The sequence below is a fragment of the Streptomyces sp. NPDC007907 genome, from assembly GCF_042959365.1.
Lineage (GTDB): Bacteria > Actinomycetota > Actinomycetes > Streptomycetales > Streptomycetaceae > Streptomyces > Streptomyces indiaensis.
Window position 1 is genome coordinate 445,754 of record NZ_JBIBKR010000007.1, and the last position, 24,460, is coordinate 470,213.

At 72.7% G+C, this 24,460-nt stretch carries 21 protein-coding genes; 15 read left to right on the forward strand and 6 right to left on the reverse strand.

The genetic code is table 11. The features are described 5' to 3' along the window. The first annotated feature begins 125 nt into the window (after positions 1-125). Both cobT and ACFZDI_RS29290 read left to right on the forward strand, forming a co-directional pair. Positions 126-1,262, forward strand: a complete 1,137-nt coding sequence (gene cobT, locus ACFZDI_RS29285; protein WP_391254397.1) for a nicotinate-nucleotide--dimethylbenzimidazole phosphoribosyltransferase — start codon at positions 126-128, stop codon at positions 1,260-1,262. A 133-nt stretch (positions 1,263-1,395) separates the two neighbouring features. Beyond that, positions 1,396-2,094 (forward strand): hypothetical protein, encoded by a 699-nt coding sequence (locus ACFZDI_RS29290; protein WP_391254400.1) that lies wholly within the window; start codon positions 1,396-1,398, stop codon positions 2,092-2,094. On the opposite strand, the gene ACFZDI_RS29295 is transcribed toward ACFZDI_RS29290, so the two are convergent. Next, positions 2,034-2,795, reverse strand: coding sequence for a hypothetical protein (locus ACFZDI_RS29295; RefSeq protein WP_234850661.1), 762 nt, complete (start codon positions 2,793-2,795; stop codon positions 2,034-2,036). The genes ACFZDI_RS29290 and ACFZDI_RS29295 overlap by 61 nt on opposite strands. Before the next feature lie 60 nt (positions 2,796-2,855). Between ACFZDI_RS29295 and ACFZDI_RS29300 the strand changes: the two genes are divergently transcribed. Together ACFZDI_RS29300 and ACFZDI_RS29305 are read left to right on the forward strand one after the other, a co-directional pair. Beyond that, positions 2,856-3,638 carry an adenosylcobinamide-GDP ribazoletransferase gene (locus ACFZDI_RS29300; RefSeq protein ID WP_391254402.1) on the forward strand — a complete coding sequence of 261 codons (783 nt, stop codon included), beginning with the start codon at positions 2,856-2,858 and terminating at the stop codon, positions 3,636-3,638. Between the two features lie 82 nt (positions 3,639-3,720). Beyond that, a complete protein-coding gene (locus ACFZDI_RS29305; RefSeq protein ID WP_391254405.1) occupies positions 3,721-4,332 on the forward strand; it encodes an RDD family protein in 612 nt (203 codons plus the stop codon). Here the strand turns inward: ACFZDI_RS29305 and ACFZDI_RS29310 are convergent. Further along, positions 4,292-5,071, reverse strand: coding sequence for an endo alpha-1,4 polygalactosaminidase (locus ACFZDI_RS29310; RefSeq protein WP_391254408.1), 780 nt, complete (start codon positions 5,069-5,071; stop codon positions 4,292-4,294). The genes ACFZDI_RS29305 and ACFZDI_RS29310 overlap by 41 nt on opposite strands. A gap of 393 nt (positions 5,072-5,464) precedes the next feature. Between ACFZDI_RS29310 and ACFZDI_RS29315 the strand changes: the two genes are divergently transcribed. From ACFZDI_RS29315 to ACFZDI_RS29345, 7 genes are all read left to right on the forward strand, one after another. Further along, entirely contained in the window at positions 5,465-6,991 is a 1,527-nt protein-coding gene (locus ACFZDI_RS29315) for a leucyl aminopeptidase (protein WP_391254411.1), read from the forward strand. A 332-nt stretch (positions 6,992-7,323) separates the two neighbouring features. Then, on the forward strand, positions 7,324-8,712 hold the full coding sequence (lpdA, locus tag ACFZDI_RS29320; RefSeq protein ID WP_033312603.1) for a dihydrolipoyl dehydrogenase: 1,389 nt from the start codon (positions 7,324-7,326) through the stop codon (positions 8,710-8,712). 63 nt (positions 8,713-8,775) lie between these two features. Then, positions 8,776-10,551 carry a 2-oxoglutarate dehydrogenase, E2 component, dihydrolipoamide succinyltransferase gene (sucB, locus tag ACFZDI_RS29325; protein WP_391254415.1) on the forward strand — a complete coding sequence of 592 codons (1,776 nt, stop codon included), beginning with the start codon at positions 8,776-8,778 and terminating at the stop codon, positions 10,549-10,551. A gap of 262 nt (positions 10,552-10,813) precedes the next feature. Then, entirely contained in the window at positions 10,814-11,437 is a 624-nt protein-coding gene (locus tag ACFZDI_RS29330; RefSeq protein WP_234850858.1) for a GntR family transcriptional regulator, read from the forward strand. 265 nt (positions 11,438-11,702) lie between these two features. Further along, positions 11,703-14,405, forward strand: coding sequence for a pyruvate dehydrogenase (acetyl-transferring), homodimeric type (gene aceE, locus ACFZDI_RS29335; protein WP_391254418.1), 2,703 nt, complete (start codon positions 11,703-11,705; stop codon positions 14,403-14,405). Positions 14,406-14,464: 59 nt separating this feature from the next. Continuing rightward, on the forward strand, positions 14,465-15,457 hold the full coding sequence (locus ACFZDI_RS29340; protein WP_391254421.1) for a WYL domain-containing protein: 993 nt from the start codon (positions 14,465-14,467) through the stop codon (positions 15,455-15,457). Positions 15,458-15,510: 53 nt separating this feature from the next. Next, positions 15,511-16,032, forward strand: coding sequence for a DUF4240 domain-containing protein (locus ACFZDI_RS29345; protein WP_234847534.1), 522 nt, complete (start codon positions 15,511-15,513; stop codon positions 16,030-16,032). A gap of 49 nt (positions 16,033-16,081) precedes the next feature. On the opposite strand, the gene ACFZDI_RS29350 is transcribed toward ACFZDI_RS29345, so the two are convergent. Both ACFZDI_RS29350 and ACFZDI_RS29355 read right to left on the reverse strand, forming a co-directional pair. Beyond that, positions 16,082-16,309: a hypothetical protein gene (locus ACFZDI_RS29350; RefSeq protein ID WP_391254424.1), complete on the reverse strand. Its 228-nt coding sequence runs from the start codon at positions 16,307-16,309 to the stop codon at positions 16,082-16,084. 53 nt (positions 16,310-16,362) lie between these two features. Continuing rightward, the gene (locus tag ACFZDI_RS29355; RefSeq protein WP_391254528.1) at positions 16,363-17,142 is read right to left on the reverse strand and encodes an N-acetylmuramoyl-L-alanine amidase; all 780 of its coding nucleotides are present in this window, start codon (positions 17,140-17,142) and stop codon (positions 16,363-16,365) included. Positions 17,143-17,417: 275 nt separating this feature from the next. Between ACFZDI_RS29355 and ACFZDI_RS29360 the strand changes: the two genes are divergently transcribed. Further along, positions 17,418-18,602 (forward strand): MarP family serine protease, encoded by a 1,185-nt coding sequence (locus ACFZDI_RS29360; RefSeq protein ID WP_361120283.1) that lies wholly within the window; start codon positions 17,418-17,420, stop codon positions 18,600-18,602. A 60-nt stretch (positions 18,603-18,662) separates the two neighbouring features. Here ACFZDI_RS29360 and ACFZDI_RS29365 read toward each other — a convergent pair whose 3' ends face one another. Continuing rightward, the gene (locus ACFZDI_RS29365; RefSeq protein WP_391254428.1) at positions 18,663-19,160 is read right to left on the reverse strand and encodes a GNAT family N-acetyltransferase; all 498 of its coding nucleotides are present in this window, start codon (positions 19,158-19,160) and stop codon (positions 18,663-18,665) included. Between the two features lie 85 nt (positions 19,161-19,245). Between ACFZDI_RS29365 and ACFZDI_RS29370 the strand changes: the two genes are divergently transcribed. Then, positions 19,246-20,148, forward strand: a complete 903-nt coding sequence (locus ACFZDI_RS29370; protein WP_234847539.1) for a TIGR01777 family oxidoreductase — start codon at positions 19,246-19,248, stop codon at positions 20,146-20,148. A 283-nt stretch (positions 20,149-20,431) separates the two neighbouring features. Beyond that, positions 20,432-21,838 carry an NAD(P)/FAD-dependent oxidoreductase gene (locus ACFZDI_RS29375; protein WP_234847540.1) on the forward strand — a complete coding sequence of 469 codons (1,407 nt, stop codon included), beginning with the start codon at positions 20,432-20,434 and terminating at the stop codon, positions 21,836-21,838. Between the two features lie 58 nt (positions 21,839-21,896). Here the strand turns inward: ACFZDI_RS29375 and ACFZDI_RS29380 are convergent, their stop codons facing one another. Next, complete coding sequence (locus ACFZDI_RS29380; RefSeq protein WP_391254431.1) at positions 21,897-23,375, reverse strand: regulator; 1,479 nt, start codon at positions 23,373-23,375, stop codon at positions 21,897-21,899. A gap of 236 nt (positions 23,376-23,611) precedes the next feature. Between ACFZDI_RS29380 and lipB the strand changes: the two genes are divergently transcribed. Beyond that, on the forward strand, positions 23,612-24,412 hold the full coding sequence (lipB, locus tag ACFZDI_RS29385; RefSeq protein WP_234847542.1) for a lipoyl(octanoyl) transferase LipB: 801 nt from the start codon (positions 23,612-23,614) through the stop codon (positions 24,410-24,412). Positions 24,413-24,460: the final 48 nt, after the last annotated feature.

Sequence of the window (24,460 nt, forward strand, 5' to 3'; positions counted from 1 at the left end):
CATCCGCCGACAATCCGCTGCAAACCGGAACGTATGGGATGCCGATCCCGGGTGCAACGACGTCGCCCTGACGGAGTGGTGATGTGGCGCCGTGCTGTTCGAGCGGGGCCGGTACTGTTCGGCGAATGAGCTCGCTTAATCTCGACGACTTCACCGATCTGATCGAGCGTCCGGACGGCGGGATCCGCCGGGACGCCGAGGCGCGCCGGGAGCGACAGATCGTGCCGCCCGGGTCGCTGGGCCGCCTCGACGAACTGGGTGAGTGGCTGGCGGCGGCGCAGTCCGCCGTGCCGGTCCGGCCGGTCGAACGGCCGCGGGTGGTGCTCTTCGCCGGTGACCACGGCGTGGCCGGGCTGGGCGTCTCGGCCCGTGCGGCGGGCAGCGCCGGGGAGTTGGTGCGCGAGGTGCTGGAGGGCGGCCGGCCCGTGTCGGTGCTGGCCCGGCGGCTGGGCGTGCCGGTGCGGATCGTGGACATGGCACTGGACTGCGATCCCGAGGCCTTCCCGGCGGACGTCGTACGGCACCGGGTGCGGCGCGGCAGCGGGCGGATCGACATCGAGGACGCGCTCACCCTCGATGAGACGGAGGCGGCGTTCCGGGCCGGGGTCGCCGTGGCCGACGAGGAGGCCGACTCGGGCACCGATCTGGTGGTGCTCGGCGATGTCAGCGTCGGCGGGACCACGGTGGCGGGCGTGCTGGTCGCGGCGCTGTGCGGGGTGGACGCGTCGGTCGTCACCGGGCGCGGCGGGCTGGCGATCGACGATCTGGCGTGGATGCGCAAGTGCGCGGCGATCCGCGACGCGCTGCGCCGGGCACGGCCGGTGCTCGGGGACCAGCTGCAGCTGCTGGCCACGGTCGGCGGGGCCGACTTCGCCGCGATGACGGGCTTCCTGCTGCAGAGCGCGGTGCGCAAGCTGCCGGTGGTGCTCGACGGCGTCGTGACCGCGGCGTGCGCGCTGGTCGGGCAGCGGATCGCGTTCCGCGCACCGGACTGGTGGCTGGCCGCGCACGACAGCGGGGAGCCGGGGCAGGCCAAGGCGCTGGACCGGATGGCGCTGGAGCCGCTGCTCAGCCACGGGGTGACCGTCGGAGAGGGCACGGGGGGTCTGCTGGCACTGCCGCTGGTGCAGGCGGCGGCCGCGCTGGCGGCGGAGCTGCCCGAGAAGCCGAAGGAGTCCGAGGAGGCGCCCCAGGCCGAGGAGGCGCAGGGGTCCCAGGAGCCGGGCGCGCCGGAGGCCCCGGGGGCGCCCGCCGAGCGGTAACGGCCCGAGATCCAGGTCACGCCCGCCTGGCTCAACCTCGTCCCGTTCCGGTCGGTCCTGGAACGTGGTGTCGGTTTGACTGAGTCGCAGACACCCTCCGACCAGGCTTCGCACGGACGAGGACGACCGCCGCATGACCACGCTCGCCCGCTGGGCCCGCGCCGAATGGGGTGCCCTGTACGCGGCGGTGCGCGGGCCGCTGACCGAGAGGCGGTGGCGGGCCGCGCCGATGGCGGTGGCGGCCGTGTGCCTCACGGCGGTGCTGCACGTCGTGCACAACCAGTCGTGGGGCTATCAGGCCGTGCAGGACGTCGGCGGAGTACGGGCCGCGGACCCGCTGTGGGTGGCGCTGCTGCGGACGCCGCTGTCGCTGTTCGTGCCCGCGCTGGACCTGCCGGTGTGGGGCGCGCTCGTACAGATCCTGCTGGTGTTCGGCATCGCCGAGCTGTGTCTGGGCCGGTGGCGGACCCTGGCCCTCGCCTATGTCGCGACGCTCGCGGGCACGTTGTACGCGCGCCTGGGCATCTGGCTCGGCCCGGACTCCCCGCTCGGCCTGCCCGCCTCGGACGCCCGGGTCGTGGACACCGGGCCGTCCGCGGCGGTGGTGGGCCTCGCCGTCTTCATGGGGTGGCGCTACCGCGCCCATGTCACGGCGTCGGTGGTGATCGGGGCGATGGTGGCCGAGGTCGTGCTCAAGGAGAACCTCGCGGGCAAGGAGCACCTGGCGGCGATCGCGGCGGTGCTGGTGGTGTGCGTGGCCGGCGAGTTGCGTCAGCGGCGTTCGAGGGACCGGGCCGGCTCGGGGTCGGGCGCGCCGCCGAGCCAGTCGTGAAAGGCTCGCGAGGGGGCTGCCCAGCGGCGGTCGTGGTGGTAGGAGCGCAGGGCGGATCTGGCCCGGGCACGGGGCCGGTTGCGGTAGAACCGTTTGGCCCACGGGGAGGTGGGCCGGGCCAGCCGTACGGCCGCGATCAGGGCGATGAAGGGGATGATCACGCCGACGACCGCGAGCCGGACCTTGCCCTTGAACAGGGCGATGAGGGCGAACGCGAAGTTCACGAGAATGTTCACGAGGACGACGGCGCGGTTCTGCTGCTGGTCGTCGTTGAGGTCGTTGACGCCGAGCGGCGAGAAGCCGATCAGGAGCAGGCCGACGAGTGAGGCGGTGAGGACGACCATCTCCACGCTCTTGCGGCCGTCCGGGGTCCAGTAGACGTCGGCGAGGTGCAGGACCAGAGCGAACTCGTCGAGGACCAGGCCCGCGCCGATGCCGAACAACACCGCGGCCAGGCACGACCCGAAGCCGTGCTGGCCGCCCGCCACCGCGCCGAAGCCGCCGACGATCGTCAGGATGACCCCGGGGACCACGTGGTGGACGTGGACGCCGCCGCTGCTGACGTTGCCGAAGGGGCCCTTGCCCGCCCGGATGAGACGGGTGATGAGCCGGGTGATGAGGAAGGTCGTCACGAACGCGATGAGGGCGAGAAGTAGTGGCAGCTTGCCGGGTTCGATGATGTTCCGCTCCAGCCATCCCATATGTGAACTTTATCCACGGCTGCCGTTCCCGCTCTCCTGACCGGCCGGTAGCCTGCGCCGGTGACCGGAACCTCGCCCCTCGACGGCCTCCGCTTCGCCTTCGGCACCCTCACGGTGATCCCCGTCCGCGTGACCCGGTGGGACCGTCGGGCCGCTCGCGACGGCATGCTGTGCGCTCCGCTGGCCGGTCTCGCGGTCGGCGTCGGCGCCGCCGGGCTCGGGCTGGTACTGCTGTTCCTCGGTGCGGGCGCCCCGCTCGCCGCCGTGGCGAGTGTCGCCGTGCCGGCCGCGCTCACCCGGGGGCTGCACCTCGACGGGCTCGCGGACACCGCCGACGGGCTGGGCAGCGGCAAGCCCGCCGAGGACGCGCTGCGCATCATGAAGCAGTCGGACATCGGGCCGTTCGGGGTGATCACCCTGGTCCTCGCCCTGCTCGCGCAGGTCGCCGCGCTCGCCCAGGCCTACGACGCCTCCTGGGCCCGGGGCGCGTGCGCCGCGGCCGTCTCGGCGACCTGCGCGAGGCTGGCCCTGACCCTGGCGGCCCGGACCGGGGTGCCGGCGGCCCGGCCGGAGGGCCTCGGGGCGGCGGTCGCGGGCGTGGTGCCGGTGCGGGGGGCGGTGATCGCCGCCGTGGCGGTCACGGGAGCGGCGGCAGCGGCCGGCGCCGTCCTCGGGCCGTACGACGTGATCCGGACGGTGCTCGCGGTGGTCATCGCCCTGGTGGCCGCGGAGGCGCTGCTGCGTCACTGCACGCGCCGCTTCGGCGGGGTCACGGGGGACGTGTTCGGCGGTCTGGCGGAGACGGCGGCCACCACGGCGCTGGTCGTTCTGTCACTGGGCTGAAACGATCTCCCCGTCCCCCTCCTGAACGGGCCGGCCAGCGGCTAGCTTCCTGCTCCGACACATCTGTGATCGGGGGACGTTCATGCCGAAACTGCGCCGCGCCGCGGCCTGGTTCGTCGATTTCGCACTGGTGCTGGCGCTGGCCTCGGCGCTCGCCGTGCTCACCTTCCACCGGGTCTCCGCGCTCGTCACCGACGTGCCCGAACTGGCCACCCGAGGGGGTTTCGACCTGCTGACCTCACGCGGCGACGTGCTGGCCGCCTCGCAGGACCTCGGGCTGACGCTGTGGGACAAGTCGGTGCTCTACGTCGAGCAGGCCTTCGGTCTGCTGGTGCTGACGGTGTTCCTCTACCAGTGGGCGTGCCTGGCTCTGGCCGGGCGCTCCGTCGGCAAGGCCCTGGTGGGGCTGAAGGTCACGACGGACTCCCCGCGCCGGGTCAGGGCGGCGCGCCGGGCCGCGGTCACCACCGCCGCGGACGTCGCCGTGTACGCCGTGGCCTGCGTGCTGCTGGTCGAGGGGCAGGTCGTGATGTCGGTGCTGGTGTGGGCGGTCGCGGTGGTGCTGTTCCTGCTGAACGCGCTGCCGGTCCTCTCCCCCGCCCGCCGCTCCCTCGCCGACCGGGTCGCGGGCACCGCGGTCACCGGCATCGGGCTCAGCAGGCCCGTCGCCACGCCCCCAGTTCGTACTTCTTGAGCAGCGAACTGAGCTTCAGGCGGCGCGAGTCGGCGCAGAAGCGGCCGGTGGGGAGCTCGTACTCGACGTGGAAGACGGCCTTGCCCGCCGCGACGAACGGCTTCAGGGCCGTGCACTCGCCGTACTGGGCGCACTGTTCGTTGACCGCGAAGTCGAAGTCGCCGACCAGTTCCGGGATCTGGTCCAGGTCGTTCTTGAGGCCGACGGCCAGGCCGCGGTCGTGGGCGAGCCGGGCGACGAGGCGGTTGTAGCGCAGTTGGTCGGTGGCCGTGAGCGGGAAGCCGGTGTCGTTGCGGTAGCCGTCCATGTTGTCGGGCTCCACCGCGTCGAAGCCCTTGTCGCGGCACATGTCGATGCGGGCCGCCATGAGCGGTTCCAGGACGTCGGTGCGGCGGATGTCGAGCCAGCGCTCGCCCTTCCAGCCGTTGCCGCGCCCGAGCACGGCCTTCGGGAACCTCCCCGCGTCCGGGCGGAACTCCTCCCAGGCGCCCGTGGAGAGATAGCAGATGACCTTGCGGTCCTCGTCGTGGAGCCGGGCGACGGTGTCCTCGGAGTGGTCGAAGCCGTCGATGTCGTAGACCGGCACGTCGACGGAGGTGTCCAGGCGCCCGCTGAGCTGCCACTGCCAGGCGGTGCCGGGGCGGGGCTGCCAGCGGTGGCCCGGCTTGTCGTCGGGCGCCCGGGAACATCCCGCGAGCAGCAGGACGAGCAGGGCGACGAGCGGGAACGGGCGTCTCACGGGGCCTTCTCCGTGGTGTCTGTGGGGCGCGGGGCGTACGGCAGTGTGCCCCAGGGATGATCTCCGGTCCGGGCACCGCGCAGTGCACCGCCGCGCCCCGCGCCCGGGCCTGGCCCCCGGGGCGGTCGGTGGCGCTCACCGGGTCGCGACGAGTGTGACCCGCTTCACCGGTGTGGGGGACCGAGAACTGGCCACTACGCCACGGACAGGTGAACGCCCGCAGGAATGAGCGAACGGGGCCGCGCGCGTAGTCTCGTCGTCGAGTGTTCGCCGCACCGGGGAAGGCCCCGTGAGACCCGCCCTCGGAGGTCCGCATAGGGTCGGCTGTCGGGCCCGGTCGACCCACACCGTTCGACCACAGCAACTTCACATCGGAAGCGAGATTTCACCACCGTGACTGCTCTCACTCTCAGCACCGCCGCGGCGCCCGGTCTGCGGGCCGACGCGATCGTGATCGGTGTCGCCAAGGGTGCCAAGGGGCCGGTCGTCGCACCGGGCGCCGAGGCCGTGGACAAGGCGTACGACGGCCGGCTCGCCGGCGTCCTGGAGACGCTCGGCGCCTCCGGCGGCGAGGGCGAGGTGACGAAGCTGCCGGCGCCGTCCGGCTTCAAGACACCGCTCGTCCTGGCGGTCGGCTTGGGCGCGGTGCCCGAGAAGGACGCCGAGTACGGTACCGAGATCCTGCGCAAGGCCGCCGGTGTCGCCGCCCGCGCCCTGGCCGGGTCGAAGAAGGCCGCCTTCGCGCTGCCGCTGGCCGAGGCCGCCGACGCCGGCGCGATCGGGGAGGGCGCGCTGCTCGGCGCGTACTCCTTCGACGCCTACAAGGACAACGGCAAGGACCCCAAGGCGAAGAACGGCAAGGCGCCCCTCGCCGAGGTCGTCCTGCTCGGCGGCAGGCCCCGCGACAAGGCGTACAAGGCCGCGGTCGAGCGTGCCGTCGCCGTGTCCGAGGAGCTCAACCGCTCCCGCGACCTGGTCAACACCCCGCCGAACGACCTCAACCCCGAGTCGTTCGCCGCGATCGCCCAGGCCGCGGCCAAGGAACACGGCATCAAGATCCAGGTGCTCGACGAGAAGGCCCTGACCAAGGGCGGCTACGGCGGCATCCTCGGCGTCGGCTCCGGCTCCGCGGCCACCCCGCGCCTGGTCAAGCTGTCGTACACCTCCTCCAAGGCGAAGAAGCACCTCGCCTTCGTCGGCAAGGGCATCACCTACGACTCGGGCGGCATCTCGCTGAAGCCGGCCGGTCACAACGAGACGATGAAGTGCGACATGGCCGGTGCGGCCTCGGTGTTCGCCGCGGTCGTCGCCGCCGCGCGTCTCGGCCTGGAGGTCAACGTCACCGGCTGGCTCGCCCTGGCCGAGAACATGCCCTCCGGGTCCGCGACCCGTCCGGGTGACGTACTGCGGATGTACAGCGGCAAGACGGTGGAGGTGCTCAACACCGACGCCGAGGGCCGGCTGGTGCTCGCCGACGCGCTGTGGGCGGCCTCCCAGGAGAAGCCCGACGCGATCGTGGACGTGGCGACGCTGACCGGGGCGATGGTGCTGGCACTGGGCAACCGGACGTTCGGGGTCATGGGCAACGACGACGCGTTCCGGGCCGCGCTGTGCGAGGCCGCGGAGGAGGTCGGGGAGCCGGCGTGGCCGATGCCGCTGCCGGAGCACCTGCGCAAGGGGATGGACTCCCCCACCGCCGACATCGCGAACATGGGCGAGCGGATGGGCGGCGGGCTGGTCGCCGGTCTGTTCCTGCGCGAGTTCGTGGGTGAGGGGATCACCTGGGCGCACCTGGACATCGCCGGGCCGGCGTTCAACGAGGGCGGGCCGTTCGGGTACACGCCGAAGGGCGGTACGGGGACGGCTGTGCGGACGCTGGTGCGGCTGGCCGAGCTGACGGCTGCCGGGGATCTGGGCTGACCTTCGCCTGAGAGCTCGGTCTCGTCCGTTGTGTGGCGAGTGCGGGGGCGTGGGGGCTGTTCGCGCAGTTCCCCGCGCCCCTTCGGGCGCTGCCCTCGCGCCCCGCGGCGGAGCCGCAGATCAGACACAGCCCCGCGCCACTTCGGGCGCTCTCATCTGAACGTGGGGCGTCTCACACCGCAGCCCGGCGTCTCCTTGTGTGCCGACAAGTGCGAAGATGGGGCTCGGCAGGACAGGGCCCCACCGAAGGGCCGAAGAACGAGCGGCCGGACACCAGCCGCCTGCCGGTCACTGATGACCGGCTCACGGCGCACATGCATGGAGGACGTGACGTGGCGAACGACGCCAGCACCGTTTTCGACCTAGTGATCCTCGGCGGTGGCAGCGGTGGTTACGCCGCGGCCCTGCGCGGGGCGCAGCTGGGCCTGGACGTCGCCCTGATCGAGAAGGACAAGGTCGGCGGCACCTGCCTGCACCGGGGATGCATCCCCACCAAGGCCCTGCTGCACGCGGGCGAGATCGCCGACCAGGCCCGCGAGAGCGAGCAGTTCGGTGTGAAGGCCTCCTTCGAGGGCATCGACATCGCCGGTGTCCACAAGTACAAGGACGGCGTGATCGCCGGCCTGTACAAGGGCCTGCAGGGTCTCGTGGCCTCCCGGAAGGTGACGTACATCGAGGGTGAGGGCCGCCTCTCCTCCCCCACCTCCGTCGACGTGAACGGCCGCCGCGTCGAGGGCCGCCACATCCTGCTCGCGACCGGCTCCGTGCCGAAGTCGCTGCCGGGCCTGGACATCGACGGCAACCGGATCATCTCCTCCGACCACGCCCTCGTCCTGGACCGCGTGCCGAAGTCCGCGATCATCCTGGGCGGCGGCGTCATCGGCGTCGAGTTCGCCTCCGCGTGGAAGTCCTTCGGCACCGAGGTCACGATCGTCGAGGGCCTGAAGCACCTCGTCCCGGTCGAGGACGAGAACTCCTCCAAGCTGCTGGAGCGCGCGTTCCGCAAGCGCGGCATCAAGTTCAACCTGGGCACCTTCTTCCAGAAGGCCGAGTACACCCAGGACGGCGTCAAGGTCACCCTGGCCGACGGCAAGGAGTTCGAGGCCGAGGTCCTGCTGGTCGCCATCGGCCGCGGCCCGGTCTCCCAGGGCCTGGGCTACGAGGAGCAGGGCGTCGCCATGGACCGCGGCTACGTCCTGGTCGACGAGTACATGCGCACGAACGTGCCGACCATCTCCGCCGTCGGTGACCTCGTCCCGACCCTCCAGCTCGCGCACGTCGGCTTCGCCGAGGGCATCCTGGTGGCGGAGCGCCTGGCCGGTCTGAAGACCGTTCCGATCGACTACGACGGTGTCCCGCGGGTGACGTACTGCCACCCGGAGGTCGCCTCCGTCGGTATCACCGAGGCCAAGGCCAAGGAGATCTACGGTGCGGACAAGGTCGTCGCTCTGAAGTACAACCTCGCGGGCAACGGCAGGAGCAAGATCCTGAACACCGCGGGCGAGATCAAGCTCGTCCAGGTCAAGGACGGTGCCGTCGTCGGCGTGCACATGGTCGGCGACCGCATGGGCGAGCAGGTCGGCGAAGCCCAGCTGATCTACAACTGGGAGGCGCTGCCCGCCGAGGTCGCGCAGCTCATCCACGCCCACCCCACCCAGAGCGAGGCGCTCGGCGAGGCCCACCTGGCCCTGGCCGGCAAGCCCCTCCACGCGCACGACTGACCCCTCGGTCGACGAACGCGACGACACAGACTTCCGCACTTTCCGTAAGGAGCAACCGAAACCATGGCGGTTTCCGTAACCCTTCCGGCGCTCGGTGAGAGCGTCACCGAGGGCACTGTCACCCGCTGGCTGAAGGCCGAGGGCGAGCGCGTCGAGGCCGACGAGCCGCTGCTCGAGGTGTCGACCGACAAGGTCGACACCGAGATCCCCTCGCCCGCCGCCGGTGTCCTGGCCTCCATCAAGGTCGCCGAGGACGAGACGGTCGAGGTCGGCGCCGAGCTGGCCCTGATCGACGACGGCAGCGGCGCGCCCGCCGCCGCCGAGGCCCCGCAGGCCGAGCAGGTCGCCGAGCCCGCTCCCGAGCCGGCCGCGGCCGCCCCGTCCACCGAGCAGGCCGCCCCGGCGTCCGCTCCCTCCGCCGACGCAGCCGCCGGCGGCGGTTCCGCCGAGGGCACGGACGTCGTCCTGCCCGCGCTCGGCGAGTCCGTCACCGAGGGCACCGTCACCCGCTGGCTGAAGTCGGTCGGCGACAGCGTCGAGGCCGACGAGCCGCTGCTCGAGGTCTCCACCGACAAGGTCGACACCGAGATCCCTGCGCCCACCTCGGGCACGCTGCTGGAGATCGTGGTCGGCGAGGACGAGACCGCCGAGGTCGGCGCCAAGCTCGCCGTCATCGGTGTCGCGGGTGCGGCTCCGGCCGCCGCCCCGGCGCAGGAGGCCCCGGCCGCCCCGGCCCAGCCCGAGCCCACTCCGGCTCCGGCCCCGGCGCAGCCCGCCCCGGCCCCGCAGGCGCCGTCGGCTCCGGCCCCTCAGCAGCAGACCACCCCGGCTCCCGAGCCGGCCCCGTCCGCTCCCGCGCCGGCCCCGGCCCCGGCCCCGGCCGCTCCGGCCGCCGCCAAGCCGGCCGACGACGGCGCCTACGTCACCCCGCTGGTGCGCAAGCTCGCCTCCGAGCAGGGCGTCGACCTGGCCACCGTCAGGGGCACCGGCGTCGGCGGCCGTATCCGCAAGCAGGACGTCGTCGCCGCCGCCGAGGCCGCGAAGGCCGCCGCCACCCCGGCCCCCGCCGCTGCCGCCCCGGCGGCCGCGAAGAAGGCCCCGGTGCTGGAGGCGTCCCCGCTGCGCGGCCAGACCGTGAAGATGCCGCGGATCCGAAAGGTCATCGGCGACAACATGGTCAAGGCCCTGCACGAGCAGGCCCAGCTGTCCTCGGTCGTCGAGGTCGACGTCACCCGCCTGATGAAGCTGCGCGCCCGCGCCAAGGACGCGTTCGCGGCCCGTGAGGGCGTCAAGCTCTCCCCGATGCCGTTCTTCGTCAAGGCCGCGGCCCAGGCGCTGAAGGCCCACGCGCCGATCAACGCCCGGATCAACGAGGCCGAGGGGACCATCACCTACTTCGACACCGAGAACATCGGTATCGCGGTGGACTCCGAGAAGGGCCTGATGACCCCGGTCATCAAGAACGCCGGTGACCTCAACCTCGCCGGTATCGCCAAGGCCACGGCCGACCTGGCGGGCAAGGTCCGCGCCAACAAGATCACCCCGGACGAGCTGTCCGGCGCGACCTTCACCATCTCCAACACCGGGTCGCGCGGCGCGCTCTTCGACACGATCATCGTGCCGCCGGGCCAGGTCGCCATCCTCGGCATCGGCGCTACGGTCAAGCGTCCCGCCGTCATCGAGACGGAGGAGGGCACGGTCATCGGCGTCCGCGACATGACGTACCTGACCCTGTCCTACGACCACCGCCTGGTGGACGGCGCCGACGCCGCCCGTTACCTGACGGCGGTCAAGGCCATCCTGGAGGCGGGCGAGTTCGAGGTCGAGCTCGGTCTCTGACCTCCATCGCCGGTACGGCTGTACGGTGCCCCCGCTCGGATCATCTCCGAGCGGGGGCACTTTGCTCGGTGGCGCGGGGCTGTACCGATGTGCGGCTCCGCCGCGTGAGCGCGACAAGCCACACACAAGGCGTCAGCCGAACGACAGCCCCACATCCCCCGTGTAAGTCTCGTCTCACCTGCACCAAAGCGCCCTCACCCGCCCCACCCGCGGAGCGAACCGGCCGTATTGTCTAAACGTCGATCCCGCGTAAGGAGCCCTCATGACCGCGCCCGTCATCCACTCGCTCCGCGAGCAGATCCGCGAGCACATCCTGGAGGGGATCATCAGCGGACGCTGGCAGCCGGGTGAGCGGATCGTCGAGCGCCGGATCGCCACCGAGCTGGAGGTCAGCCAGACCCCGGTCCGCGAGGCCCTGCGCGAGCTGGAGTCCCTGCGCCTGATCGAGTCCGCTCCCAACAAGGGCGTCCGCGTGCGGAACCTGACCGCCGCCGACTTGGAGGAGAGCTACCCCGTCCGGGCCGGCCTGGAGGCCATCGCGGCGGAGCTGGCCGCCGACTGCCTCGCGGAGGACTGCTCGGCGCTGGAACCCCACGTCAGCGCCCTGCACGAGGCCGACCGCGTCTCCGACGGCACCGCCCAGGTCCGCCACACCGTCGCCTTCCACCGCGAGATGGTCCGCGCCGCGGGCAACTCCGTGCTGCTGCACACCTGGGAAGGCCTCGGCATCGAGGTGTTCACGGCCCTGTCGATCCGCTGGCTGGGCACCCGGCAGCAGTCGTACGCCGAGGAGCACGAGGAGCTCGTCGCCGCGTTCAAGCGCCGCGACCCCCGGATCGCCGAGCTGGTGAAGGCCCACGTCCTGGGCTGCGCACCCCGGGCGTGACACCCGAGCGCTTGTCCGCTCAAACGCCTCCGACCTGCGGAAACCGTTCGAAAACCAGTCACCGCGTGCCACTGCCGGAGGCACCCCGTGCCTACTTTCTCGTGATCAAGAGGTTTTGCCCCTCAACCCTTTGATCGATCATCGATCAGGGAGTTACAGTCGCCGACGGGCTTCCACCGAAGCCTCAGCCCTGTCCTGCCAAAGACAAAGGGCACCCCGATCCCCTTATGTGAGGGAACCCCCTTCGACTGAGGAAGGCGGCGACATGACCGACCCCAACGCCATCCAGCCGAGCGAGCTCGACCAGCTCCCCGACCGGGACCCGGAGGAGACCGCCGAATGGCAGGCCTCCCTGGACGCGGTCACCAAGGCTGCCGGGCCGCACCGTGCCGCATACCTGATGCGTCGCACGCTGGAGCGCGCCGAGGGCGCCGGCATCGCGCTGCCGAAGCTCCTCGAGACCGACTACGTCAACTCCATCCCCACCTCTGCCGAGCCGGCCGTGCCCGGTGACGAGGCGATGGAGCAGCGGATCACCGCGTGGAACCGCTGGAACGCGGCCGCGATGGTCACCCGGGGCAGCAAATACGGCGTCGGCGGCCACATCGCCACCTTCGCCTCCGCCGCCTGGCTGTACGAGACCGGCTTCAACCACTTCTTCAAGGGCAAGGAGGCCGACGGCTCCGGCGACCAGCTCTACATCCAGGGCCACGCCTCCCCCGGCATCTACGCCCGCGCGTTCCTCGACGGGCGGCTGACCGAGGAGCAGCTCGACAACTTCCGCCGGGAGTCGGGCGGCAACGGCCTGCCCTCCTACCCGCACCCGCGCCGTCTGCCCTGGCTGTGGGAGTTCCCCACGGTCTCCATGGGCCTCGGCCCGCTGTCGGCGATCTACCAGGCGCGCTTCAACCGCTACCTCGCCAACCGCGGCATCAAGGACACCTCCGCCTCGCACGTGTGGGCGTTCCTCGGCGACGGCGAGATGGACGAGCCCGAGTCGACGGCGGCACTCGCGCTGGCGGCCCGTGAGGAGCTGGACAACCTCACGTTCGTCATCAACTGCAACCTGCAGCGCCTGGACGGCCCGGTCCGCGCCAACTTCAAGATCGTGCAGGAGCTGGAGGCCCAGTTCCGCGGCGCCGGCTGGAACGTGATCAAGACGCTGTGGGGCACGGCCTGGGACGAGCTGTTCCAGCTCGACACCACGGGCGCGCTGGTACGCCGCCTGCGCCAGGTTCCGGACGCGCAGATCCAGACGTACCAGACCCGCGACGCCGCCTACATCCGCCAGGACTTCTTCGGCGCCGACCCGGCGCTCGTGGAGATGGCGAAGCTGCTGAACGACGACAAGATCCTCGAGTGCTTCCACCTCTCGCGCGGTGGCCACGAGTCCCGCAAGGTGTTCGCCGCGTACAAGGCGGCCGTCGAGCACAAGGGCGCGCCGACCGTGATCCTGGCCCAGACGGTCAAGGGCCACACCCTCGGCGAGGGCTTCGCGTCGAAGAACGCCAACCACCAGATGAAGAAGCTGACGGTGGACGAGTTCAAGAACATGCGCGACCTGCTGGAGCTGCCGATCAAGGACAGCGACTTCGTCGACGGCGTGGTGCCCTACGGCCACCCGGGCGCCGACTCCCCCGAGGTCCGCTACCTCCAGGAGCGGCGCGCCGCCCTCGGCGGTCCGGCCCCGGCCCGGCGCGTCCACCCGGTCGCCCCGCTGCCCGCCCCGGCGGAGAAGGCGTTCGCGTCCTTCGACAAGGGCTCCGGTTCGCAGAACGTGGCCACCACCATGGCGTTCGTCCGCCTCGTCAAGGACCTGGTCCGTGACAAGGAGACCGGCAAGCGCTGGGTGCCGATCGTCCCGGACGAGGCGCGCACCTTCGGTATGGAGAGCCTCTTCCCGTCCCTCGGCATCTACTCGCCGAAGGGCCAGACGTACGAGCCGGTCGACCGCGACCAGCTGATGTACTACAAGGAGGCCCAGAACGGCCAGATCCTCAACGAGGGGATCACCGAGGCCGGTTCGATGGCCGACTTCATCGCCGCTTCGACGTCGTACGCGACGCACGGCGAGGCGATGATCCCGTTCTACATCTTCTACTCGATGTTCGGCTGGCAGCGCACGGCCGACCAGATGTGGCAGCTCGGCGACCAGCTCGGCCGCGGCTTCCTCGTCGGCGCCACGGCCGGCCGTACGACGCTGACGGGCGAGGGCCTGCAGCACGCCGACGGCCACTCCCCCGTGATCGCCGCGACGAACCCGGCGGCGCTCACGTACGACCCGGCGTTCGCCTACGAGGTCGCGACCATCGTCAAGGACGGTCTGCGCCGGATGTACGGCGAGGCCGCCCCGGGTGAGGACCAGGACGTCTTCTACTACCTGACCGTCTACAACGAGCCGCTGCCGCAGCCCGCGAAGCCGTCCGTCGAGGGCGTCGACGAGGGCATCGTCAAGGGTCTGTACCGCTTCAACACGGCGGAGTCGGCGGGCGTGACCGTGCCGGCGAACGCCCCGCGGATCCAGCTGCTCGGCTCCGGTACGGCGATCCACTGGGCGCTGAAGGCGCAGCAGCTGCTCGCCGAGGAGTGGGGCGTGGCGGCCGACGTGTGGTCGGCGACGTCCTGGAGCGAGCTGCGCCGGGACGCCCTGGAGGCGGATGAGGCGCTGCTGCGCGGCGAGGAGCGGGTGCCGTTCGTGCGGCAGGCGCTCCAGGGGGCCGAGGGCCCGGTGCTGGCGGTCTCCGACTACATGCGCCAGGTCCCGGACCAGATCGCGCAGTGGGTCGAGCAGGACTGGTCCTCGCTGGGCGCCGACGGCTTCGGCCTGTCGGACACCCGTGAGGCGGCCCGCCGGCACTTCGGTGTGGACGCGGAGTCGATCGTCGTCGCGGCGCTGGCCCAGCTCGCCAAGCGCGGCGAGGTGCAGGCGACGTCCGTGAAGGAAGCGCGCGAGCAGTACGGTCTGTGAGCACGGACCGTTGATCGGCAGGCCCCCGCCCCGGCGGGGGCCTGCTGCATGATGTGGCCATGCGTGCTGCCCGGCTGATCAAGATGGTGCTGCTGCTCCAGTCCCGGCCTTCCATGACGGCCGCCGAACTCGCCCGTGAGCTGGAGGTGTCGGAGCGGACGGTCACGCGTGACGCGCAGGCGCTGTCGGAGGCGGGCGTGCCGGTGTACGCGGACCGGGGCCGGGCCGGCGGGTACCGGCTGGTCGGCGGGTACCGGACGCGGCTGACCGGGCTGCACCGCGGCGAGGCCGAGGCGCTGTTCCTGTCCGGGGTGCCGGGGGCGCTGCGCGAGATGGGCCTGGAGGACGCCGCCTCGGCGGCCCGGCTGAAGGTGTCGGCGGCGCTGCTGCCGTCCCTGCGGGACGCCTCCCGGTCGGCCGCCCAGCGGTTCCACCTGGACGCGCCGAACTGGTTCCGGGAGCCGAAGACGCCCGTGCTGCTGCCGGCCGTCGCCGACGCGGTGTGGGACGACCGGCGGATCAGCGCGCGCTACCGGCGCGGGGAGGACGAGGTCGTCCGGGAGCTGGAGCCGTACGGGCTCGTGCTGAAGGCGGGCGTCTGGTACCTGTGCGCCCGGGTGGCCGGGCCCGGGTCGTTCCGGGTCTACCGGATCGACCGGTTCACGGCCGTGGACGCCGACGGTGAGCGCTTCGCACGGGAGGCGGACTTCGACCTGCCCGCGTTCTGGGAGGAGCGGGCGGAACAGTTCGCGCGGTCCCTCCTGCGGGCACGGGTCGTGGTGCGGCTGTCCCCCGACGGGGTGCGCGCACTGCCCTACGCCGTCGACTCGGTGTCCGCCCGGGAGGCCCTGGCGGACGCGGAGGCACCGGACGAGGGCGGCTGGGTGACGGTGGCCCTGCCCGTGGAGTCCGAGGAGGTCGCCCACACCCAGCTGGCGGCGCTGGGGCCGGAGGTGGAGGTGCTGGCACCGGAGGGCCTGCGCGAGCGGTTCGCCGGGGACGCGGCGCGACTGGCCCGGCTCTACCGGGCCGGGGGCGGGGGCGTCGCATAACGATCCCGCGCACTCCGGGTGCGCCCCTGTGCGCCAGGGCCGATGCTTGACCCGTGATGGACGAGACGGAGTTCTGGGAGCTGGTGGACGACGCACGGGAGGCCGCCGAGGGCGACCCGGAGGAGCAGGCCGACCTGCTCGTGGACCGGCTCGCCCAGTTGGACCCGGACTCGGTCCTGGACTTCGCCCGTCACTTCGAGTCCCGCTACAACCGGGCCTACCGCTGGGACCTGTGGGGCGCGGCCTGGGTGCTGCTCGACGGGGCGAGCGACGACGCCTTCGACTTCTTCCGGTGCTGGCTGATCGGGCAGGGCCGGGAGGTGTTCGAGGGCGCCGTGCACGACCCGGACGCGCTCGCCGATCTGCTGGACGACTTCGACGAGGAAATCGACGGGGACGGCGAGGAGCTCGGCTACGCGGCGGACGAGGCCTACGAGCAGCTCACCGGGGTGGTCGCGCCCGATCTGGAGATCGCGCCGCCGCCCCCGGAGCCGGAGGGCACACCGCTCGACCTCGAGAACGACGGGCTGCTCGCCGAGCGCTATCCCCGGCTGTGGCAGCGCTTCAGGGGCTGATGCCGCAGGGCGGCGGTTCAGAGGGCTGTGGCTGACGCTTCGGGGCCGTTCAGGCGGCCCGGCGGCGGCTCACGTCGGACGGGACGTGCCCGGGCGTCCGGTCGGCCCGCACCGCGTGGTGCAGCGGCGCGGCGTTCGCCTGGTCGAGGGCCGAGGCGGTGACCGCGGCCGGGCCCAGGACGACCGTCAGGACCGCGCACAGCACCGCCCAGGGGCCGCGTGCGCGGCCGCTGCGCCCGTCCTGGTCCCCCGGCGTCTTCGTACGGCCGTCGTTCATGGTCCCCACCTCCGGTCGGCTGTCGGTGGCGACGACCGTAGGAGGCGGGGATGTCAGGACGCTGCGCGTTCGCTGTGGCCTTGCCGTGGACCGTCCGGCCGGCCCTGGAGACGGGCCGCGAGCTCTCTGATCTCGGGCAGGCGGGCGTGCAGGGCGGCGCCCGGGCAGCTGGTCATGTAGCCGTCGTTGTGACCCGCGAGGGCGGGCAGGCGTGCGGTGGCGCCGGCCGCGTAGCGGCTCAGGCCGTTGCTGGAGACCAGCCGGACGTCCGAGCGCGGGTCGGTGCCGGACAGGCCCAGCTTCCAGGCGGACAGCGCGGCGATCGCGCGGACCAGGGGCCGTGGGACGGGCATGCCCTCGGTGAAGGTGCCGAGGGCGGCGATGCCGGTGGTGCGGTGGTTGAAGCCCTGGGTGTGGGCGCCGGTGACGGCACGTTCCACGCCTCCGGCGCGGCCCTCGTAGATGGTGCCGCAGCGGTCGACGACGAAGTTGTAGCCGATGTCGTCCCAGTCGCGGGTGCCGGTCTGGCCGGTGTAGAGGTCCCGGATGATGCGGGGCGCGTCGGCGCAGTCGTAGCCGTTGGGCGAGTCGGTGTGGTGGACGAAGACGGCGGTGACCCGGTCGTCGTAGCGCGGGCGGGGCTGCGTGCGGCCGGCGTCGCCCAGCCAGTGCGCTCGGGACACGATGGGCGGGCGCGGGGCGGTGTAGGACGTGGCCGGGGAGCGGCGGGGCGAGGCGGCGCGGGCGCCGGCGTCGGCGGCGTTCTCGACGCCGTGGGCGCACAGGAACAGCGCCAGGACGGCGGCGGCGCCCGGCAGGCAGCCGAGCAGCACCCGGGCCGCGCGCGGCAGGCCGGCTATGCCGGGTGTCCGGTCGGCGGAGCGTCTGCGTGCGCCCTGCCGTCTTCGGAAGACACGCATGATCCCACTGTCGGCCTGATCCGGTCCGTCCGCGATGTGTGATGTGCCACCCGGTGGAACCATCGTCACGGTCCGCGACGTTTCTCCGGGTGCAGGCACACGGCCGGTTCCGATCATCCGTGCGCGTGTGACTGATCACCGGGCCCTCCCCCCGCGTATTAAGGGGTTCCGAGAGAAAGGCGGCGTGCGTGGACCTGCTCGACATCCTGCTGTTGCTGGTCGTCCTGGCCTACGCGGCGTCCGGGTACCGGCGCGGGCTGGTGGCCGGCTGTGTGTCGCTGGCGGGCTTCGTGGGCGGTGCGGTCGTCGGCGTGTGGGTGCTGCCGTGGGTCATGGACCTGGTGGAGCCGGGCACCACGCGGGCGACGCTGACGGCGGTGTTCACGGTGCTGCTCCCGGCGGTGGTGGGGCACGAGCTGGCGGGACGCCTCGCGCTGCGGCTGCGGCGGGAGCTGGACCGGGGGCCGCTGCGGGTGGCGGACGGGGTCGGCGGGGCCGTGGCCAACGCGGTGGCCGTGCTGATCGTGGCGTGGGTGGCGGCGAGTGTCCTGGGCGTGTCCTCGTCCCCGCTGGTCACCTCGGCGATCCGGGACTCGCGGCTGCTCGGCGCCGTGCAGCGCACGATGCCGGACACCACCCCGGCCTGGTTCTCGGGGGCCACGTCCGCGCTGACGCAGGCGGGCTTCCCGCAGGTCTTCAACCCCTTCGAGAACGAGTCGACGGCCGAGGTCGCCAAGCCCACCGGCGACAGTGTCACGGCGGCCGCCACCGACGCCGCCAAGCGGAGCACGGTGAAGGTCGAGGGTGTCACGGGCACCCAGGGGCGCGAGGGCAGCGGCTTCGTGTACGCGCGCGAGCACGTGATGACCAACGCCCACGTGGTGGCGGGCATCGACGAGCCGACCGTGCAGATCGGCGGGGTCGGGAGGACGTACGAGGCGCGGGTGGTGCTCTTCGACCCGCAGAAGGACGTGGCCGTGCTGTACGTGCCGGGTCTCAGGGCGCCCGTGCTGCGGTTCGACGACGACGCGGAGCGCGGTGACTCGGCGGTGGTCGCGGGCTATCCGGAGGACGGCGACCTGAACCTCCAGGCGGCGACGGTCGCGAACCGGGTGCGAGCGACGGGCCAGAACATCTACAACGACGGGACCGCCACCCGGGAGATCTACTCGATCCGCTCCACGGTCCGCCCTGGCAACTCGGGCGGACCGCTGCTCACCACGGACGGCCGGGTGTTCGGCGTGGTCTTCGCGCGGTCCACGTCGGACGCCGAGACGGGCTATGTCCTGACGGCGGACGAGGTGGCCTCCGACGCCCGGGAGGCCTCGGGTGCTACGGCACCGGTGGACACGGGCGAGCCGGCCGCGTCGTGACCCCGGCGCGGCCTCCCCGCCTCGCGGAACCCCGCGTCACCGGGCGGATCCCACGGAACGTCACAGCGCGCGTCCCATGAACACGTCGTCGACGTAGGTCCCTTCGAGCAGGAACTCCCCGGGCAGGATCCCCTCGACCGCGAATCCCTCGGCCGCGTAGAGCGCCCGGGCCGGGGCATTGTGCCCGAGGACCCGCAGGGTGATGCGGCGGGCGCCGCGCCGGCGGGACTCCTCGACGGCGGCCCGGACCAGGGCCCGCCCCACACCCCGGCCGCGGGCCTCCTCGGCCACGGCGAGGCCCTGGATCTGACGGACGTGCCGGTTCGATTCGAGCGGAGTGGGGAAACCGAGGCTGAGATAACCCGCGAGAGAATCGCCGAGTTCGGCGACCAGGCAGTCCTCGGGGCTGTGCCGCTCGTCGAAGAAGGGAGGGTGCGGCGGCCGCGGCTCGGGCATCACCGCGTGCAGGTGCGACCAGGTGAGCCGGTCGAGCAGGGCCAGCTCGGCGTCGTCCTCGACACGGGCGGCGCGGACGCGGGGTGCGGGAAGCTCGGGCATGGGCGTCACCCTAGGGCGAGCGGATCACGTCCTTGCAAGGGATTTCTTGCGAGGGATTCACCGAGCCACCCGGCAGGATGGGTTCATGGAGCGTTCAAGAATCGCGGTCGCGGGTGCGTCCGGACTCATCGGCAGCGCCCTGGTGCGGTCCCTGACCGCGGACGGGCACGAGGTGCGCCGCCTGGTGCGCGGCACGCCCCGCGCGGCCGGGGAGATCCGCTGGGACCCCGAGGGCGGCCGGGTGGACGCGGCGGGGCTCGCCGGCTGCGACGCGGTGGTCAACCTGGCCGGGGCCGGGGTCGGCGACCGGCGCTGGACGGAGGCCTACAAGCGGCGCATCCACGACAGCCGGGTGAAGGGCACGGCGGCCCTCGCCGAGGCGGTCGCGGGACTGGACGCGAAGGAGCGGCCGCGGGTCTTCGTGAACGGCAGCGCCATCGGCTACTACGGCGAGACCGGGGAGCGCGCGGTCGACGAGAGCGCACCGGCGGGCGAGGGTTTCCTGCCCTCGCTGTGCGTGGAGTGGGAGGGGGCCGCCGCGCCGGCCCAGGAGGCCGGTGTGCGCACGGTGTTCACCCGGACCGGGCTGGTCGTCTCCCGTGCGGGCGGTGCCTGGGGGCGGTTGTTCCCGCTGTTCCAGGCGGGGGCCGGGGGGCGGATGGGCGACGGGCGGCAGTACTGGTCGTTCGTCGCGCTGCACGACGAGGTCGCCGCCATCCGGCATCTCCTCGACACCGACGGGCTGTCGGGGCCGTTCAACGTCACCGCCCCGAACCCGGTGACGAACCGTGAGGTCACGGCGGCGATGGGACGCGTGCTGCACCGCCCGGCCCTGTTCCCGGTGCCCGCGGCCGTCCTGCGGACCGTGCTCGGCGAGATGGCCGGGGACGTCCTCGGCAGCGCCCGGATCCTGCCGGCGCGTCTGCTGGAGTCGGGTTTCCGGTTCGCCTTCCCGGAGATCGAGGGGGCGATCCGGGCGGCACTGTGACGGCTCCTGGCAGGCCGGGCGCAGTCGGTCGGTGATGTACACCGGCCACCCGGCCGAGGACCGACCGGCGGGTCCGAGCCAGGTTCTCCAGGCGCACACCAGCCCACTGCGACCACTTCATACCCACAAGGCGTTCGTATGCGACCGCCGTGCGACCGTGCCCTGCCGATGCGCGACTCCCGTTGACCGATCACGGTCCTACCCTCGACCAGAACTCGCGTATCCCTGCGGCCTGTTGAGGGCATGACGTCTCCAGCGCCCGCGCAACCTCGAGGAGGGGCACGTGCTTGAGCCCGCGTACCAGGCGGACGTGGTCGTCGTGGGGGCCGGAGTCGCCGGACTCTCGGCCGCGCACCGGTTGACCGGCGCAGGAGTGACGACCATGGTCCTGGAGGCCGCCCACGGGGTCGGCGGCCGCATGGCGACGGAGAAGGTCGACGGCTTCCGGCTCGACAGGATCGGCCAGTTGCTGTCCACGGCGTATCCCGAACTAGGACGGACACCCGGTCTCGACGAACTGGTGCTGCGACCCTTCGCGCCCGGTGTCCTGCTGCACGGCGACGGGCGCCACCACCGCGCCGGCGTCCAGCCCGGCGCCGGGGGCGCAAGGGGCGCACTGCACGCGGTTCGCGCGCTGGCGAGCGCCCCCCGGTCGCCGTCCGCGTCGAGGCCGTCCCGGAGGCCGGTGGCCGTGCCCGGCCGGCAAGTCTCCGTCCCGCGGAGCCGGCCCGGCGCACCGCTGGGCACGGCCGTCGACCAGGCCCGGCTGGGCGCCGCCCTGACCCGGTTGGCGGGCACACCGGCCGAACGGCTGCTGGCCCGCCCGGAGTTGCCCGCCGGCGAGGCCCTGGCGGCGCGTGGTCTGCCCGCCCGTACGATCGACGGCTTCCTGCGTCCCCTGCTCGCCGCCCTGCTGTGCGACCCGGATCTGACGACGTCCAGCCGGTGCGCGGACCTCGCGCTGCGCGCCTTCGCACGGGGCCGGTTGTGCCTGCCGGAGGGCGGCGCGGATGCCCTGCCGGAACTCCTGGCGCGCACGCTGCCGCCGGGCACCGTGCACACCGGCGTGCGCGTCACCTCCGTCTCGACGACCTCGGTGACGACCGCGGAGCACGGGGAGATCCGGTGCCGGGCGGTGCTGGTGGCGACGGGCGCCCGCGCCGCCGCCGAGTTGCTGCCCGGACTGCGGGTGCCGGAGTTCCATCCGGTGACGGTGGTGCACCACACGACCGACGAGCCGCCGGGGACGGGCGCGTCGCTGTTGCTCGACGCGGACCTCGGCGGGCCGGTCGCGCACACCGCGGTGGTCAGCCAGGTCGACCCGACCCGGGCACCGGCCGGGCGGGCGCTGGTGTCGTCGACGGTGCTGGGGCGGTCTGCCGGGGACGTCGACACGGCGGTGCGCATGCATCTGGCGCGGTTGTACGGGGTGTCGACGGCCCGGTGGGAGACGCTCGCCGTGCACCGGACGGTCGAGGCGGTGCCGGCGATGCGGCCGCCGCATGATCTGCGGCGGCCGGTGCGGTTGATCGCCGGGCTGTACGTGTGCGGGGATCACCGGGACACCAGCACGGTCCAGGGTGCTCTGCACTCGGGGCATCGCGCGTCCGCGGCGATCTTGACGGACTTGGGGGCGGGGCGGTCGATGCATGTCGCCGACCCCGTGCCGACTGTTCCGAGGGCCGCGTAGGTGGTTGTTCGGGTGCGGCGGCGCGGGGGTGGGGTTGTTCGCGCAGTTCCCCGCGCCCCTAAAGAAGGGCCGCCACCTTGTCGCGGTAAGTCCGCACCGGGACGGCGTCCTTGTACGGCTCCAGGCGGCGCTCGAAGTCCCTCACGTACTCCACCGCCCGCACCGAGCGCATCTCGGCCGCCTGGCCCGCCGCCTCCGCGGCGAGCTGGCAGGCCTGGTCGAGTTCGCCGAGGCCCAGGCGGGCGGTGGCGAGGACCACACGGCAGAAGAGCCGGCTGCGGGCATAGGAAGGGGCGCGAAGCTGGAGCGAGCGTTCCGCGTGCTGGGCCGCGGCGCGGAACTGCTGCAGGTCGCGGTGGCAGTGGCCGAACTCGTCGGCGAGCTGTGCCTCGTCGAAGAACCTCGCCCAGTGCGGGACGTCGTCGCCGGGCCGGGCCGTCTCCAGGGCGCGTTCGGCCCGGACCAGGGCCGCGGTGCAGGCCCGGACCTCGCCGAGCACGCCGTGCCCGCGTGCCTCGGACGCGTGCAGCAGGGCCTGCACGACGGGTGGCCCGGAGGTGCCGACGCCCTGCTGGGCCACGCGGGCCAGCTGGACGGCCTCCCGCCCGTGCCCGAGGTAGACGGCCTGGCGGCTCATGGTGACCAGCACGTACGCCCCGTACGGCCGGTCACCGGCCGCCTGGGAGAGCCGCAGCGCCTGCACGAAGTAGCGCTGGGCGAGTCCGTGCGCGGCGATGTCGTACGAGGTCCAGCCGGCGAGCCGGGTCAGGTCGGCGGCGGCGGCGAAGAGGCGGCGGCCGGTCTGCTCGCCGTAGGTGCCGCGCAGCATGGGCTCGCACTCGTGCTCCAGGTAGCGCACGAGGGCCTGGCGGGCGTGGCCGCCGCCGTAGGCGTCGTCGAGGGTGCGGAACAGTTCGCCGACCGAGCGCAGGGCGGCGATGTCGCCGGCGGTGACCTTCTGGCCGGGCCCCCGTTCGGCCTGGCCGCGCCGGCGGGGCAGTGACCCGGCGCCCTGCTCGGCCGGGGCCGTGGGGCGCAGCGCGGGGCGGCCCTGGGCCGGGATGCGGGCGGCGGGCGGCTCACCCCGGGCGACCTTGTCGTCGGCCCGGCCGATCAGCCAGTCACGGCTGGGCACGACGAGCCCGGCCGGGGTGAAGGCGATCTTGCGGAGCTCGGCGTGGCTGCCGGAGTCCTTGCGCCACAGCCCGCTGACGATGTCGACGGCCTCCTCGGGGGTGGCGGCGAACTCCAGCCCCGCGTAGACAGGGGCGCAGGCGTCCAGTCCGAGGTCCTGGGCGGTGAGGCGGCGGCCCAGGCGCCGGGTGAAGACCTCGGCGATCAGGGCCGGTGTGGTGCCCCGGGGCTGCTGGCCGCGCAGCCATCGGGTGACGGACGTCTTGTCGTATCTCAGATCCAGCCCGTGTTCGAGACCGAGCTGGTCCACGCGACGGGCGAGTCCCGCGTTGGAGAACCCCGCTTCTGCGATGAGCGCGGCGAGCTGTCGGTTGGGGGTGCGCTGCGCGGGTCGTTCCGTCATGGTGCGGTGCGGTCTCCTGCCTTCCGGTGTCGGTGACGTTCCGGATTGCCTGTGAGCAGGCCTTTTGGCTTGCTGGACGGCGCGAATGTAGCGGAGAGTAAACACCCCCTCACACATTTTCCCGGACATTCATCCGATCGTGTGAGGATTGGCCTCGGGACTGACGTGTCCGGGCCGGGCGTACAGTGGCTTGGGCGCGCTACGTGCCTGACACCCGTCCGAGGGAGGCGCTTGCCGTGAGTGGGTTGCGGTTCGTCCGCATGGGGTTCGGTGACGAGGCCGTCGAGTACCAGGAGGCGTGGGACGAGCAGCGCCGGGTGCACGCGGCGCGCTTCGCGGACGAGATTCCGGACACCGTGCTGCTCCTGGAGCACCCCCCGGTCTACACGGCCGGCCGGCGCACGGCGGACGACGAGCGGCCTCTCGACGGCACACCCGTCATCGACGTGGACCGCGGCGGCAAGATCACCTGGCACGGCCCCGGCCAGCTGGTGGGCTACCCGATCCAGAAGCTCCCGCGCCCGGTGGACGTCGTGGCGCACGTACGCCGCCTGGAAGAGGCCCTGATCCGCACGTGCGCGGAGTTCGGGCTGGAGACCACCCGGGTCGAGGGCCGCAGCGGCGTGTGGATCCTGGGCGACCCGGTCGAGCAGCGGCCCGCGATGGGCGGACTGTCGCTGGACTTCGACCCCCGTCTCCAGGACGAGGAGTTCGACCCGCGCATGAACGGCCCGGAGTACGCGCCGTCCAACGCGGGCCAGCGCCGGGAGGACCGCAAGATCGCCGCGATCGGCATCCGCGTGGCCAAGGGCGTCACCATGCACGGCTTCGCGCTCAACGTGAACCCCGACAACAAGTGGTTCGACCGGATCATCCCCTGCGGCATCCGCGACGCGGGGGTCGCCTCCCTGGCCGGCGAGCTCGGCCGGGACGTGACGATCGAGGAGGTCCTGCCGGTCGCGGAGCGCCATCTGCGGGAGGTCCTGGAGAACGCCGACCTGAAGCCCCGGGAGATCGAGAAGGCGCCCGCGGCATAGATCGGCCGCCGAAAGAGCTGGAGGGGCAGAGCCCACACAGGCTTTCAA